Origin of the sequence: Streptomyces sp. SCUT-3, assembly GCF_014083985.1 — a bacterium.
In the GTDB taxonomy this organism is placed as follows: Bacteria; Actinomycetota; Actinomycetes; order Streptomycetales; family Streptomycetaceae; genus Streptomyces_H; species Streptomyces_H thermolineatus.
The window spans coordinates 3,452,269-3,466,128 of sequence record NZ_CP046907.1 but is presented as its reverse complement, the minus strand read 5'-3'; the positions used below and the strand labels follow the sequence as shown (position 1 = coordinate 3,466,128).

The 13,860-nt window shown below is 74.9% G+C and carries 8 protein-coding genes; 1 reads left to right on the top strand and 7 read right to left on the bottom strand.

The features are described 5' to 3' along the window. Positions 1-66: 66 nt before the first annotated feature. The 5 genes from GQS52_RS15380 to GQS52_RS15360 form a co-directional block, all read right to left on the bottom strand. Positions 67-1,560 (bottom strand): NAD(P)/FAD-dependent oxidoreductase, encoded by a 1,494-nt coding sequence (locus tag GQS52_RS15380; protein ID WP_182313984.1) that lies wholly within the window; start codon positions 1,558-1,560, stop codon positions 67-69. Between the two features lie 166 nt (positions 1,561-1,726). Next, the gene (locus GQS52_RS15375) at positions 1,727-3,403 is read right to left on the bottom strand and encodes a serine/threonine-protein kinase (RefSeq protein ID WP_182313983.1); all 1,677 of its coding nucleotides are present in this window, start codon (positions 3,401-3,403) and stop codon (positions 1,727-1,729) included. A 110-nt stretch (positions 3,404-3,513) separates the two neighbouring features. After that, positions 3,514-5,571 (bottom strand): protein kinase, encoded by a 2,058-nt coding sequence (locus GQS52_RS15370; protein WP_182313982.1) that lies wholly within the window; start codon positions 5,569-5,571, stop codon positions 3,514-3,516. A 203-nt stretch (positions 5,572-5,774) separates the two neighbouring features. Further along, on the bottom strand, positions 5,775-7,673 hold the full coding sequence (locus GQS52_RS15365) for a serine/threonine-protein kinase (protein ID WP_182313981.1): 1,899 nt from the start codon (positions 7,671-7,673) through the stop codon (positions 5,775-5,777). 89 nt (positions 7,674-7,762) lie between these two features. Then, a complete protein-coding gene (locus GQS52_RS15360; protein ID WP_182313980.1) occupies positions 7,763-9,469 on the bottom strand; it encodes a glycerol-3-phosphate dehydrogenase/oxidase in 1,707 nt (568 codons plus the stop codon). 248 nt (positions 9,470-9,717) lie between these two features. Here GQS52_RS15360 and GQS52_RS15355 point away from each other — a divergent pair, with 248 nt between their 5' ends. Continuing rightward, on the top strand, positions 9,718-10,974 hold the full coding sequence (locus tag GQS52_RS15355) for a nucleotide sugar dehydrogenase (protein ID WP_182313979.1): 1,257 nt from the start codon (positions 9,718-9,720) through the stop codon (positions 10,972-10,974). 99 nt (positions 10,975-11,073) lie between these two features. Here the strand turns inward: GQS52_RS15355 and GQS52_RS15350 are convergent, their stop codons facing one another. Further along, positions 11,074-12,198 carry a GuaB3 family IMP dehydrogenase-related protein gene (locus GQS52_RS15350; RefSeq protein ID WP_182313978.1) on the bottom strand — a complete coding sequence of 375 codons (1,125 nt, stop codon included), beginning with the start codon at positions 12,196-12,198 and terminating at the stop codon, positions 11,074-11,076. Positions 12,199-12,350: 152 nt separating this feature from the next. Beyond that, on the bottom strand, positions 12,351-13,853 hold the full coding sequence (gene guaB / locus GQS52_RS15345; protein ID WP_182313977.1) for an IMP dehydrogenase: 1,503 nt from the start codon (positions 13,851-13,853) through the stop codon (positions 12,351-12,353). Positions 13,854-13,860: the final 7 nt, after the last annotated feature.

Here is a 13,860-nt window from a genome sequence, read left to right as displayed (position 1 = left end):
ACAATTCAGCCAGTGATCAGTGGCACATTCGTTCTACCGGAGGTAACTCCAGGTCAGTGCGGTGCCTCAGGGGCCGAGGTCCTCCAGGGCGGCCCCGATCACCCGATGGAAGGTCGGGTAGGCCCACACCGTCGCGCGCAGCGTCTCCAGCGGCACGCGGGCGTGCACGGCGACCGTCAGCGCCCCCAGCACCTCCCCGCCGCACGGCCCGGCCGCGGTCGCGCCCACCAGCACCCCCTCGTCGGTGTCGGCGACGAGCTTGACGAACCCGGCGTTGCCGACCCGGTGGATCCGGCCGCGGGCGCTCGTCGCCACGTCCGCGAAGCCCGTGCGCACCGGCAGGCCGCGCTCCCGCGCCTCCGCCTCGGTCCGGCCGACCGCGCCGATCTCGGGGTCGGTGAAGGTCACCCGCGGCACGGCGTGGTACTCGGCACGGCTCCTCCCGGCAGCCGGGACCGCCCCCGGAACCGTCCCCGGGATTGCTTCCGGGACCTCCCCGTGAGCGCCCCCGGCCTCGTCGTCGGCCGCGCCCCTGCCCGCGGCGCCCAGGATGTCGCCGACCGCCACGGACGCCTGGCGGAGGGCCAGGTGCGTGTAGGCGCCCCGGCCCGTGGCGTCGCCCACCGCCCACACCCCGGGGACCCCCCGTGCGGGCGGCACCACCCGCATCCGGTCGTCCACCGGCAGCGCCGGGACGTCCGGGTCGACGTCCAGCACGCCCACGCCCAGGCGGCTCGGGTCCACCCGCCGGCCGACGGCCACCAGCAGCCGCTCGGCGGTCAGCCGCTCGCCCCGCTCGCACCAGGCGGTGAAGCCCTTCGGGCCGTGGTCGACCCCCGTGAGCGGGTTCCCGGCGTGCACCTCCAGGCCGTCCTCGGTGAGCACCCTCATCAGCAGGTCGCCCGCCTCCGGTTCCTCTCGCGGCAGCAGCCGGGGCGCGCCCTCGACCACGGCCACCGCGGTCCCGAAACGGCCGAACGCCTGCCCGATCTCCAGGCCGACCGACCCGCCGCCCAGCACCAGCAGCGACTCGGGGGCGGCGGTCGCCTCCACTGCCTCCCGACTGGTCCAGAACGGCGTCGCGGTCAGGCCGGGCACAGCGGGCACGACCGGCTCGCCGCCGACCGCCAGCACGATCGCCCGCGAGGCCCGCAGCACGCTCTCGCGCCCGTCGGGGCCGGTCACCGTGACCTCGTCCCGGCCGGTCAGCCGCCCCGTGCCGCGCAGGACGCGGACACCGCGGACGGTCAGGCGCTCCACCGCCGCCGCGTCGTCCCAGCCGGCCGTCGCCCTGCGGACGGCTCGGGCCACCGGCCCGTACTCGGGGTGGACCATCGCGGTGCCGGCCATGCCGGGGATACGGCGGCCCTCGGCCAGCAGCCCGGCCGCCCTGACCATGGTCTTGGAGGGCACGCACCCCCAGTACGGGCACTCCCCGCCGACCAGCCCCGCCTCGACCCCGGCCACGTCCCAGCCCGCCTCGCCCAGCAGCCCGGCGGTCTCCTCACCGCCCGGCCCCAGCCCGACGACGACTGCGTCCACGAGCGTCTGCGCGGTCATGGCGACCCCCTGTGCGGGTGGCGACGGCAGTACTTCCACCGTACTCGCGCGGAGGGCCGGGGACACCGGGCAGGCACGCAGGGCGGGGACGCCGGGCGGGGACACCGGGCGCCGAAGGCGCCGGAACGGCCGGACGGCTCGCGGGCCGCGGCTCGCGGGCCGCAACTCACAGGTCGTGGACGGCCAGGTGCTCCTTGACGGTCTCGAAGATCCTCTCGCCCTCGGCGGCCTGGTCCTTCGCCGCGGGCATCCACACCTCGAGCCGGTACTGGACGCCCTTGCCGTTGACCACGATCAGCGCCAGCTCCCGGTACCGGGTGCCCTCGTCCTCCTCCTCGCGGCTGGTGTAGGCGACGTCCAGCAGGGCCGCGTCGCGCTCCTGGAAGACGGGGTTGTCGACCGTGCCCTCGGCGTCCTCCATCGTGTCCCGGTAGTCGGTCTCACCGCCCTCCTCGTACCAGGTGAGGTCGGCGTTGGCGGTCTCCAGCGGGCTTCGCTTCTCGCCCTCGGAGCGTGCGAGGGAGACGGCGAAGACCCCGTCGGGGTCGGTGTAGGTCACCTTCGCCTTGTCCGCGTTGCGCTCGTACCCGGCCGGAACCGCCAGGACGGCGTTGACCAGCTTCGTCTCGTCGCGCTCCGTCCAGCCGTCGGGGACGCCGGAGAAGGGGTCGGCCAGCACCAGGACGAGGGCGAGGGCCGCGGTGACCGCCGCGCCCAGGACGCCGAGGCGTGCGCCGCGGCCGAGGCGCGGCACGGCCGGGCGGCCGGGGTCGGCGGCCGGCCCGGAGCCCCGCCCCGCGGCCGGGGCCGGGGCCGCCGGCTCGGGGTGCGCGACGGCCTTCAGCGCGGCCCGGACCTCGATCACGGTGGGCCTGGACTGCGGGTTCTTGTGGAGCATGCGGTTGATCAGCAGCCCCAGCGTGCCGGCGTGGGCGGAGGTCTGCGGCTCGGCCGACAGCACCGCCTGCAGGGTGCCGGGGGTGGTCTGGCGGCGGAACGGCGACATGCCCTCGACCGCCGCGTAGAGCACCACGCCCAGCGACCACAGGTCGGACTCCGGTCCCGGCCGCTGCCCCAGCACCCGCTCGGGCGCGATGAACTCCGGCGAGCCGACGAACGACCCGGTCTCGGTGAGCGGCGCCTCGCCCTCGACCTGCGCGATGCCGAAGTCGGTGAGCACCACGCGGTCGTGGCGGCCGATCAGCACGTTGGCCGGTTTGACGTCCCGGTGCAGGACGCCGGCGTCGTGGGCGGCGGCGAGCGCGTTCAGCACGGCGAGGCCGATGCGGGCGGCCTCCTGCGGCGGGAGGGTGCCCTCGTCCAGCACGTCGGCCAGGGAGCGGCCGCGGACCAGTTCCATCACGATCCACGGCCGGCCGTCCTCGAGGACCACGTCGTGGATGGTGACGACGCCGGGGTGGTCGATGCGGGCGGCGGCCCGCGCCTCGCGCAGCATCCGCCGGTAGGCGGTGGCGCGCTCGCGTTCGCCCAGGTGCTCAGGGACCCGCGGCTCCTTGACCGCCACCGGCCGGTCCACGACCCGGTCGTGTGCCTTCCACACGGTGCCCATGCCGCCGGCCCCGAGCTGCTCCTGCAGCAGGTACCGGCCGCCGACCAGCCGGCCGGTGCCACCGGCCCGGCCGTCGGCGGGCCGTGCGGCGGCGGGCCGTGCGGCGGCGGGCGGTGCCGTGGCGGGTGGTGCGGGCGGTGCGGCCGGTGCGCCGGCCGCGGGCCCGGCGGGATCCGCTGCGGCGGCGGCCTCCGCCCGGTCCTCCGGCGATCTGCGCGGCGGCTGGAGCCCGTAACTGGTCGGCAGGTCCGTTCGTCCCCCATCATTCGCCATGCGCCACATCATGTCACCGCGGGGACGGGGCCCGACGGGCCGTCCGCCGCACCACCGGGGGCGGGCACCGGACGGCGGGCCGTCGGACGGCCTGTCAGGCAGGCGGCCCGTCAGGCGGAGGGGCGGAAGGTGCGGACGGCCTCGTCGAAGAAGCGGTCGACCTCGGCGCCCCGGTCCGACGGCCCGGTCACCAGGACGACGTGGTACCTGCCGCCGCTGAGCACCGCCAGGTTGCGGACGTACAGCTCCCCGCGGCCGGAGGCGTGCCAGGTGAAGGTGCCCGTGGCCGCCGGGTCGCCGGCGACGGTCAGCCGCCGCAGCCCGGAGGCCGAGGACCAGGAGGACGAGCGGAAGGCGGCCAGTTCCTTCTCCTTGTCCACCTGGTAGGCCAGCGGGTCCTCGCCGAACGAGGCGGCGCTGTCGCGGCCGGGGACGACGAGCATCTCGTACTCGCCGTCGGCGAACCGGACCCGTCCCCCGCCGGCCTCGCTGCGGCGCCAGCCGTCGGGGACGGCCACGGCGAAGCCCTCGGGGTCCTTGTGCGAGGCGAAGCCGTCGGCCGCTCCGGGGCCCGCGTCGGCGGTCCGCGTCGGCGTCCCGCCGCCGGAGGACTCCCGGCCGTCCTGCTCCTCCTCGCCGGAGGGGGCCCGGCCCGCGGGCGGTTCGACCGCGGCGGGCACCGAGCTCTGCGAGACGGACGGCCCGGCCTCGGCGCCGGTCCCCCCGTTGCCGGGCAGGAAGAGCACCGCGGCCAGCAGCGCGCCCGCGACCAGCAGGAAGACCAGGGACACCAGGACCAGGCCGAGGGACTTCGGGTTCCGCCCGGAGTTCCTGTGCCGGCCGCCGTGGCGGCCCTGCCCGGAGGGCACGGCCCCCACCACCCCGAGGTCGGGGACGCCCGCGGGCGGCGGCGCGGCCGCGGCCGCGGCTGCGGACACGGCCGCGGGACGGTCGTGCCGCTCCTGCTCCCGCCCGGTCCGCCCCTGCTGCGCGGTCCCCGCCCCCCGGGAGAACAGCCGTCGGCGGCGCACCAGTTCGCCGCGCCTGCGCACCTCGGGCAGCCTGCGCGGGTCGGTGGGCACCGAGACGGGCGCCGTCCCCAGGTCGGGTTCGGGGGCGGAGCGGATCAGGGAGCGCAGCCAGCCGCTGAGCTCCTCCGGCTCCGGGCGCTCCTCCGGGTCGGCGCGCAGCAGGGACTCCACCACAGGCCGCAGCGGCCCGCACTCCTCGGCGTAGGCGGGCGGCTCGGAGCAGACGGCCTGCACCAGTTCCGCGGCGCTGTGCTCCGGGAAGGGCGGGTGGCCCTGGACGCTGCGGAAGAGCAGGGCCCCCAGTGCCCACAGGTCGGCCGCGGGACCGACGGGCGGGGCCAGCTGCCAGCTGTCGTGCATCGGTCCGGCCTGCTCGGGGGCCCAGCGCTCGGTGACCGCGCCGACCACGCCGATCCGCGCCTGCCGGGCGCGTTCGTGGGCCGCGGCGGAGTCCGGCCCGCCGCGGGGTGCGACGGACGCCCCCTCGGGGTGCCCGTCCGCCGCCGTCCCGTCGGCCGCCGTCCCGTCCGCGGGCAGCCCGCCGGCCGGGACCTCCTCGGGCACGGGGTCGAAGCCGCACAGCGCCTCCTCGGCGGCGCTCTCGGCCAGTCCGCCGAGCATGGCGCGGCCGTCGTCGCAGACCAGCACCGTGCGGGTGGTGATGTTGCGGTGGGTCCAGCCGTGCGCGTGCAGGACGCGGGCGGCGGTGAGGACGTCGGCCGCGATCTCGGCGGCGCGGTAGGGGGAGAGCCGGTCGGCGCCCAGGAACGCGGCGAGCGGGCGGGCACGGACCAGTTCGGAGACGATCCACAGGCTTCCGCCCCCGGGGCCCGCGTCGTCGAGGAAGACGTCGAAGACCTGTACCAGGCGCGGGTGGTCGGGTATGCGGGCGGCGGCCACGGCCGCCTCCAGGGCCCGGCGGGCCGGGCCGTCCGAGCCTGCGGAGGGGCCGCGGCCCGGTGCGCCCGCGCCGACCAGTTCGGCCTGAACGACCTCGGGCAGCGGCACCTGGCGGGCCATCACCTCCTGGCCGCTGTAGGTGTCGAACGCCGGCGTCTCCGCCAACTCGTACCCGTCCGAAGGAGGTCGCGGCAGGCGGTAACGGCCGGCCAGCACCCGCCCCGCGTACTCGTCCACAGCGCCTCCCCATGCGCCCGGTCCCCTGCGTGACCGCTGCGCCGCCCGTCGGTCGGACGGACCGCCGGTTCGCGGACGGTCCTCGACGTTCCACGATACGTGGCCCGGGCCCCTGTTGTGAGGGGCTTTGCCGGTCGGGCCCGGGAGGCTTCGCCGGCCGGGCCCGAGGGGATCCGCCGGACGGGCCCGAGGGGAGCCGCCGGTCAGTCCGCGACCTGGAAGGTGGCGAAGAACGTCTTCCTCGCCTCCTTGTTCTCCTTGCTGTCCCACTCGGACGCCGGAGCGGTGATCATGACGGCGTATCCGTGGCTGTCGTCCACGACGAAACCGCGGTTGAGCACCCGGTAGGTGGTGCCGCCGTCGGTGTAGGTGAACGCCCAGTCGGCGACGGTCCGGTACCCGCGCCACTCCACGGTCTTGATGAACAGCCGGTCGTAGTTGCTCCGGGAGGCCGCCACCGCCCGCTCGCCGGACCGCCAGGCCGCCTCGGCGTCGTCGCCCGGGGTGGAGGTGTGGTCGACCTGGAGCTTGGTGCGGCCGTCGGGGCTGTAGATCTGCCCGGACCCCCGGCCCGCTATCCGCAGCTCCTTGTAGTCCTTCGGCATGGCGATGGAGAACTTGAACCGGCTGTTGGTCGTCTTCTTCCAGCCGTCGGGGAGTCCGCCGCCCTCCTTGCCCCTGTTCCCGCCGTCCTTGTCGTCGCCGTCGTCCTTGCCGCCGTCGTCGTCCTTGTCCTTGCCACCGGCGGAGTCGTCGGGCTTCGGCGAGGCCTCCCCGCCCGAGGGGGAGGCGCCGGACGGGGAGGTCCCGTCCTCCTTCCCGTCCGCCGCGTTCCCGTCCGCGGGGGCGGAGGCGGAGGGCGCGGCGCCCTTGTCGGCGGTGTCGTCACCGCTCGCGGCGACGGCCACCACCACGCCGATCAGCGCGAGCACCAGGACGGCGGCGACCGCCGCCAGCACCTTCGGCGGGACGACGTCGGTCAGCGGCGCGCGGACCCTGACCGGCGGCAGGGTGCCGTCGGGGTTCTCGGCGGGCGCGGACGCCGCGCTGCGCACCGAGGCGAGCGCCTTGCGCAGGCGTTCCCGGGACTCCGCGGACTGCGGCCGCCCGCCCGCCCCCGGCTCCGCCCCCTCCCGGGCCGCCGCCCCGGCGGCAGCCCCGGCCCCGGCGGCCGCTGCCCCGGCGGCCGCGGCGGAGGGCTTCGTGCCCGCGTCCCTCTGCGGGGGCAGCACCATCGTCCGGGTCGGTTCGGCGGCCTCCTTCTCCGGCACGACGCCGGTGGCCACGTCGGTGAGCAGCTTGCGCACCCCGGTGTCGTCCAGGCGCTGCTCCGGATCCTTGATCAGCAGGCCGGCGACGACGTCGGCGAGGGGGCCGGCGTTCTTCGGCGGGTCGAGCGGCTCGGTCATCACCGCGGTCAGGGTGGCGATGGCCGAGCCCTTGTCGTAGGGCGGCCGGCCCTCGACGGTGGCGTACAGCAGCGCGCCCAGGGACCACAGGTCGCTGGGCGGTCCGGGTTTGCGGCCGCGGGCCCGCTCGGGGGAGATGTAGGAGGGCGCGCCGACCAGCATGCCGGTGGAGGTGACCGAGGGGTCGCCCTCGACCTGGGCGATGCCGAAGTCGGTGAGGACGACCCGGCCGTCGTCGGCGATCAGCACGTTGGAGGGTTTGACGTCGCGGTGCAGGATGCCCTCGGCGTGCGCGGCGCGCAGCACGTCGAGGACGGCGAGGCCGATCTCGGCGGCCCGCTTCGGGCCGACGGGGCCGTCCTCGCGGATGGCGTCGGAGAGCGAGCGGCCCTCGACCAGCTCCATGACGATCCAGGGCCGGTCGTCCTCCTCGACCACGTCGAACACGGTCACCGCTCCGGCGCTGCGGATGCGCGCGGTGGCCTTGGCCTCCCGCAGGGTGCGGGTGATCAGCCGGCGCTTCTCGTCCTCGTCGATGTTGCCGGGGAAGCGCAACTCCTTGACGGCGACGGTCCGTCCGAGGACCTCGTCGGTCGCCCGCCACACCGTTCCCATACCGCCCCGGCCGAGGACCTCGCCGAGCCGGTACCGCCCGGCGAGCAACCGACCGGTCGTGCCTTGCACCTGGCCCATAAGTCCCCTATGCCCCTCTGCAATCGGCCGTGCACCGCGACATGACGCCGCGTCGGCTTCCCTCCGCGCGGTCCCTGACGGGCGGCCCGTTACAGAGGAACGATATCCGGAGCGCCGAGCCTGGCCGCGTCCGCGGTCAGGTCGTCGGGCTGCCGCTGGGACTCGCGTTCGGCCTCCACCCGCTTGTTGTAGTGCTCGACCTCCTTGTCGACCTGGCCCGCGTCCCAGCCCAGGACGGGCGCCATGAGTTCGGCGACCTCCCGGGCGCAGCGGGTGCCGCGGTCGAAGGTCTCGATGGAGATGCGGGTGCGGCGGGTCAGCGTGTCGTCGAGGTGCCGGGCCCCCTCGTGGGAGGCGGCGTAGACGGCCTCGGCCCGCAGGTAGTCGTCGGCCCCGGTCAGCGGCTCGCCCAACCCCGGGTCCGCGGCGATCAGTTCGAGGACCTCCTCGGTGGCGGAGCCGTAGCGGTTGAGGAGGTGCTCCACGCGTGCGACGTGCAGTCCGGCGCGGGCGGCGATCCGTGCGCGGGCGTTCCACAGGGCGTGGTAGCCCTCGGCCCCGGCCAGGGGGACGTTCTCGGTGCAGCAGGCGGCGACCCGGCGGTCGAGGCCGTGGACGGCCTCGTCGACGGCGTCCTTGGCCATCACCCGGTAGGTGGTGTACTTGCCGCCCGCGACGACGACCATCCCCGGGACGGGGTGGGCCACGGTGTGCTCGCGGGAGAGCTTGGAGGTGGCGTCGGACTCGCCCGCCAGCAGGGGCCGCAGGCCGGCGTAGACGCCCTCCACGTCGTCCCTCGTCAGGGGCACCGCGAGCACGGAGTTGACGTGGTCGAGGAGGTAGTCGATGTCGGCGCTGGAGGCCGCCGGGTGGGCCTTGTCCAGGTTCCAGTCGGTGTCGGTGGTGCCGACGATCCAGTGCCGCCCCCAGGGGATGACGAACAGGACGCTCTTCTCGGTGCGCAGGATCAGGCCGGTGGTGGAGTGGATCCGGTCCTTGGGGACGACCAGGTGGATGCCCTTGGACGCGCGCACGTGGAACTGGCCGCGCTCGGCGATCAGGCTCTGGGTGTCGTCGGTCCACACCCCGGTGGCGTTGACCACCTGGCGGGCGCGGATCTCGGTCAGGCCGCCCTGCTCGAGGTCCTGCACCCGGGCGCCGACGACCCGTTCGCCCTCGCGGAGGAACTCCACGACCCGCGCCCGGTTGGCGGCGTGCGCCCCGTAGGAGGCGGCGGTGCGCACCAGTTCGGTGACGAAGCGGGCGTCGTCGACCTGCGCGTCGTAGTACTGGATCGCGCCGACCATGGCGTCCTTGCGCAGGCAGGGCGCCGCCTGGAGGGCGCGGGAACGGGACAGGTGGCGGTGGTGGGGCAGTCCGCGGGCACTGCCGCCGGCCAGGCCCATCGTGTCGTAGAGGGTGACGCCCGCGCCGACGTAGAACCGCTCCCAGCCCCGGTGGGTCAGCGGGTAGAGGAAGGGCACCGGTTTGACCAGGTGCGGGGCGAGCCGCTGGACGAGCAGGCCGCGTTCCTTGAGGGCCTCTCGCACCAGGGCGAAGTCCAGCATCTCCAGGTAGCGGAGACCGCCGTGGATCAGTTTGCTGGACCGGCTGGACGTGCCCGACGCCCAGTCCCGGGCCTCCACCAGGCCCGTGGACAGGCCGCGGGTGGCCGCGTCCAGTGCCGTCCCGGCGCCGACGACTCCGCCGCCCACGACGAGGATGTCGAGTTCCTGCTCCGCCATGCGGGCGAGCGCGGTGCCGCGCTCGGCCGGTCCCAGGGTTGCCGTCCTCACGAGTGCCTCCTGAAGAGTTGCGTTCCCCTCCCCGATGGTGACCGCGATCCGGGCGGGCAACCACCCCGCCCCCGGGCCGGCCGTCGGACGTCGGCCATCGGCCGGGCAGAGGGTATGAAGATCACCCTTTCCCAGTAGCGGTTCAATACTCCATATCAGTCTTATGTCCGGATAGCCTGACATGGCGCCGCCCGGGGCCTCCCCGCACCCCGGTCCGCTCCCGTGCACACGCAGGAAGGACACTGCCCGTGCCTGCAGACCTCGCCGTCGTGGGACTCGGCCACGCCGGACTTCCGATCGCCCGGGCCGCCGCCGCCCGCGGCATCCACGTTATCGGCCACGACACCGACAGGGCCACGGTCGACGAACTCAACTCCGGCCGCGCCCCCTCCGGCGTCCTGGACCGCGCCGAGGTCCGCCGGATGCTGGCCGGCGGCTTCCGGGCCACCACCGACCCGGCCGTCCTCGGCAAGGTGCGCACCGTCGTCATCTGCGTACCCACTCCTCCCGGCGAGGACAGGGTCCTCGACCTCGGGCGGCTGGAGGCCGCCGCGCGCACCCTGGCGGCGCACCTGAGCCCCAGGACCACCGTGGTCCTGGAGTCCCCCGTCTACCCGGGGACGACCGAGGAATTCCTGCGCCCGCTCCTGGAGACCTCCGGGCTGCGCTGCGGAAGCGGGTTCCACCTGGCCTACTCGCCCAGCCGGGTGGACCCCGGCAACCGCCGGTACGACGTCGCCAACACCCCCAAGGTGATCGGCGGGGCCACCCCGGCCTGCACCGAGGCCGCCGCGGCCGCCTACGGCAGGTTCGTGGAGAAGGTGGTGCGCGCCCGCGGCACCCGGGAGGCCGAGACGGTCACCCTGCTGGAGAACAACTTCCGCCACGTCAACATCGCCCTGGTCAACGAGATGGCCGTGCTCTGCCACGACATCGGCGTGGACCTGTGGGACGTGGTCCGGTGCGCCGAGACCAAGCCGTTCGGCTTCCAGTCGTTCCGCCCCGGCCCCGGCGTCGGCGGCCACGGCGTCGCCGTCGACCCCGACTACCTCGCCCCCCGGGTGCGCACCCTCGGCCACCCGCTGCGCATGGTCGGGGTGGCGCAGGAGGTCAACGAGCGGATGCCGCGCTACGTCGTGCAGCGCAGCGCGGCCCTGCTGAACGAGGACGGCAAGTCCGTGCGCGGGGCCCGGATCCTCCTGCTCGGGGTGACCTACAAGGCCGACCACCCCGACCGGCACCGCTCCCCCGCCGTGGACGTCGGCACCCGGCTCGCCGAGCTCGGCGCCCACCTGAGCTACCACGACCCCCACGTGCCGCAGTGGCACCTGCGGGGGCAGCCGGTCCCCCGCGCCGACAGCCTCCACGAGGCCGTCGCCGCGGCCGACCTGACCGTCCTCCTGCAGCACCACCGCACCTACGACCTCCAGGGCCTGGCCGCCAAGGCGCGCCTGCTGCTGGACACCCGCGGGGCCACCCCGGCCGGTGCCGCCCACCGCCTGTGAGCCCGCGCCGCGTTCCCGCACCGCGCGAAGGAGCCCCGGGGGGCGCCTGCGTACCCGCCGGCGCCCCCCGGGGCTCCTGTCGTGGTGCGGCGGGTGCCGTCAGCCGTTGTGGCGGCCCGGCGCCACGGTGACCTCGACCCGCTGGAACTCCTTGAGCTCGGAGTAGCCGGTGGTCGCCATGGCCCGGCGCAGGGCGCCGAAGAGGTTCATCGAGCCGTCCGGGGTGCGGGAGGGGCCGAGCAGCACCTCCTCGGTGGTGCCGACCGTGCCCAGGTTGACGCGCTTGCCGCGCGGCAGCTCCTCGTGCACCGCCTCCATGCCCCAGTGGAAGCCGCGGCCGGGCGCGTCCTCCGCGCGGGCCAGCGGGGAGCCCATCATCACCGCGTCGGCACCGCAGGCGACCGCCTTGGCCAGGTCGCCGCTGTTGCCGACACCGCCGTCCGCGATGACGTGCACGTACCGGCCGCCAGACTCGTCCATGTAGTCGCGGCGCGCCGCGGCCACGTCGGCCACCGCGGTGGCCATCGGGACCTGGATGCCCAGCACGTTGCGGGTGGTGTGCGCGGCGCCGCCGCCGAAGCCCACCAGCACGCCGGCCGCGCCGGTGCGCATCAGGTGCAGCGCCGCGGTGTAGGTGGCGCAGCCGCCGACGATGACCGGGACGTCCAGCTCGTAGATGAACTGCTTGAGGTTGAGCGGCTCGGCGGCCGAGGAGACGTGCTCGGCGGAGACGGTGGTGCCGCGGATGACGAAGATGTCCACCCCGGCGTCCACCACGGCCTTCGAGAACTGGGCGGTGCGCTGGGGCGACAGGGCGGCCGCGGTGACCACTCCCGCGTCGCGCACCTCCTTGATCCGCTGCCCGATCAGCTCCTCCTGGATCGGGGCGGAGTAGATCTCCTGCAGGCGGCGGGTGGCCGCCGCGTCGTCCAGCTCGGCGATCTCGGCGAGCAGCGGCTCGGGGTCCTCGTACCGGGTCCACAGGCCCTCGAGGTTGAGCACGCCCAGGCCGCCCAGCTCGCCGACGGCGATCGCGGTGGCCGGGGAGACCACGGAGTCCATCGGCGCGGCGAGGAAGGGCAGCTCGAAACGGTAGGCGTCGATCTGCCAGGCGATCGAGACCTCCTTGGGGTCCCGGGTCCGCCGGCTGGGGACGACGGCGATGTCGTCGAACGCGTACGCCCTGCGCCCCCGCTTGCCCCGCCCGATCTCGATCTCAGTCACTGTTGGCCCTTCTTCGTGGTCTGCTCGCCGTCGATTATCCCCGACCGTGTCCCGGCACGCCGCTGCCGCCCGGCGGGCCCGCCCGCACCGGGTCCGGTGCCGGACGGCCCGCCGGGCGGCAGCGGCCGCACCGGAACCTGCGCGCCGGTCCCTCAGCGCACCTGGTAGTTCGGCGCCTCGACGGTCACCTGGATGTCGTGCGGGTGGCTCTCCTTCAGGCCCGCCGCGGTGATGCGCACGAAGCGGCCCTTGACCTTCAGCTCCTCCACGGTGGCGGCGCCGACGTAGCCCATGGACGACCGCAGGCCGCCGACGAGCTGGTGGGCGACGGCGGCCAGCGGGCCGCGGTAGGGCACCTGGCCCTCGATGCCCTCGGGGACGAGCTTGTCCTCGGAGAGCACGTTGTCCTGGAAGTAGCGGTCCTTGGAGAAGGACCTGCCCTGGCCGCGGGACTGCATGGCGCCCAGCGAACCCATGCCGCGGTAGCTCTTGAACTGCTTGCCGTTGATCAGCAGCAGCTCCCCGGGGCTCTCCTCGCAGCCGGCCAGCAGGCTGCCGAGCATCACGGTGTCCGCGCCGGCCGCGATGGCCTTGGCGATGTCGCCGGAGTACTGCAGGCCGCCGTCGCCGATCACCGGGACGCCCGCCGCGGCGGCCGCCTGCGCGGCCTCGTAGATGGCGGTGACCTGCGGGGCGCCGACGCCCGCGACCACCCGGGTGGTGCAGATCGAGCCCGGGCCGACGCCGACCTTGACGCCGTCCGCACCCGCGTCGATCAGGGCCTGGGCGCCGTCGCGGGTGGCGACGTTGCCGCCGACCACGTCGACCTTGGCGTTGGCCTTGATCTTGGCGATCATGTCGAGGATGCCGCGGCTGTGGCCGTGCGCGCTGTCCACCACGAGGAAGTCCACGCCCGCCCCCACCAGGGCCTGGGCGCGCTCGAACGCCTCGTCGCCGACGCCGACCGCGGCGCCGACCAGCAGGCGGCCCTCGGCGTCCTTGGCGGCGTTGGGGTACTGCTCGGCCTTGACGAAGTCCTTGACCGTGATCAGGCCCTTGAGGCGGCCCTCGTCGTCGACCAGCGGGAGCTTCTCGATCTTGTGGCGGCGCAGCAGCTCCATCGCGTCGTCGCGGGAGATGCCGACCTTGCCGGTGACCAGCGGCATCGGGGTCATGACCTCGCGCACCCGGCGGCTGCGGTCGTGCTCGAACGCCATGTCGCGGTTGGTGACGATGCCCAGCAGCTTCCCCGTCCCGTCGGTGACGGGGACGCCGCTGATGCGGAACTTGGCGCACAGCGCGTCGGCGTCGGCGAGGGACGCGTCGGGGCGGACGGTGATCGGGTCGGTCACCATGCCGGACTCGGACCGCTTGACCAGGTCGACCTGGTTGACCTGGTCCTCGATCGACAGGTTGCGGTGCAGCACGCCGACGCCGCCCTGGCGGGCCATGGCGATGGCCATCCGCGCCTCGGTGACCTTGTCCATGGCCGCGGACAGCAGCGGGATGTTGACCCTCACGTTGCGCGACACCCGTGAAGAGGTGTCCACGGCGTTCGGGACCACCTCGGAGGCGCCCGGCAGCAGCAGGACGTCGTCGTAGGTGAGCCCGAGCATCGCGAACTTCTCGGGTACTCCGTCAGCGTGGACAGTCATGACACTC

Excerpts from the sequence above, each read along its gene's own strand:
- GQS52_RS15375 (WP_182313983.1), bottom strand. The coding sequence starts at position 3,403 with ATGGCGAATGATGGGGGACGAACGGACCTGCCGACCAGTTACGGGCTC.
- guaB (WP_182313977.1), bottom strand. The coding sequence starts at position 13,853 with ATGACTGTCCACGCTGACGGAGTACCCGAGAAGTTCGCGATGCTCGGG.
- GQS52_RS15365 (WP_182313981.1), bottom strand. The coding sequence starts at position 7,673 with ATGGGCCAGGTGCAAGGCACGACCGGTCGGTTGCTCGCCGGGCGGTAC.
- GQS52_RS15380 (WP_182313984.1), bottom strand. The coding sequence starts at position 1,560 with ATGACCGCGCAGACGCTCGTGGACGCAGTCGTCGTCGGGCTGGGGCCG.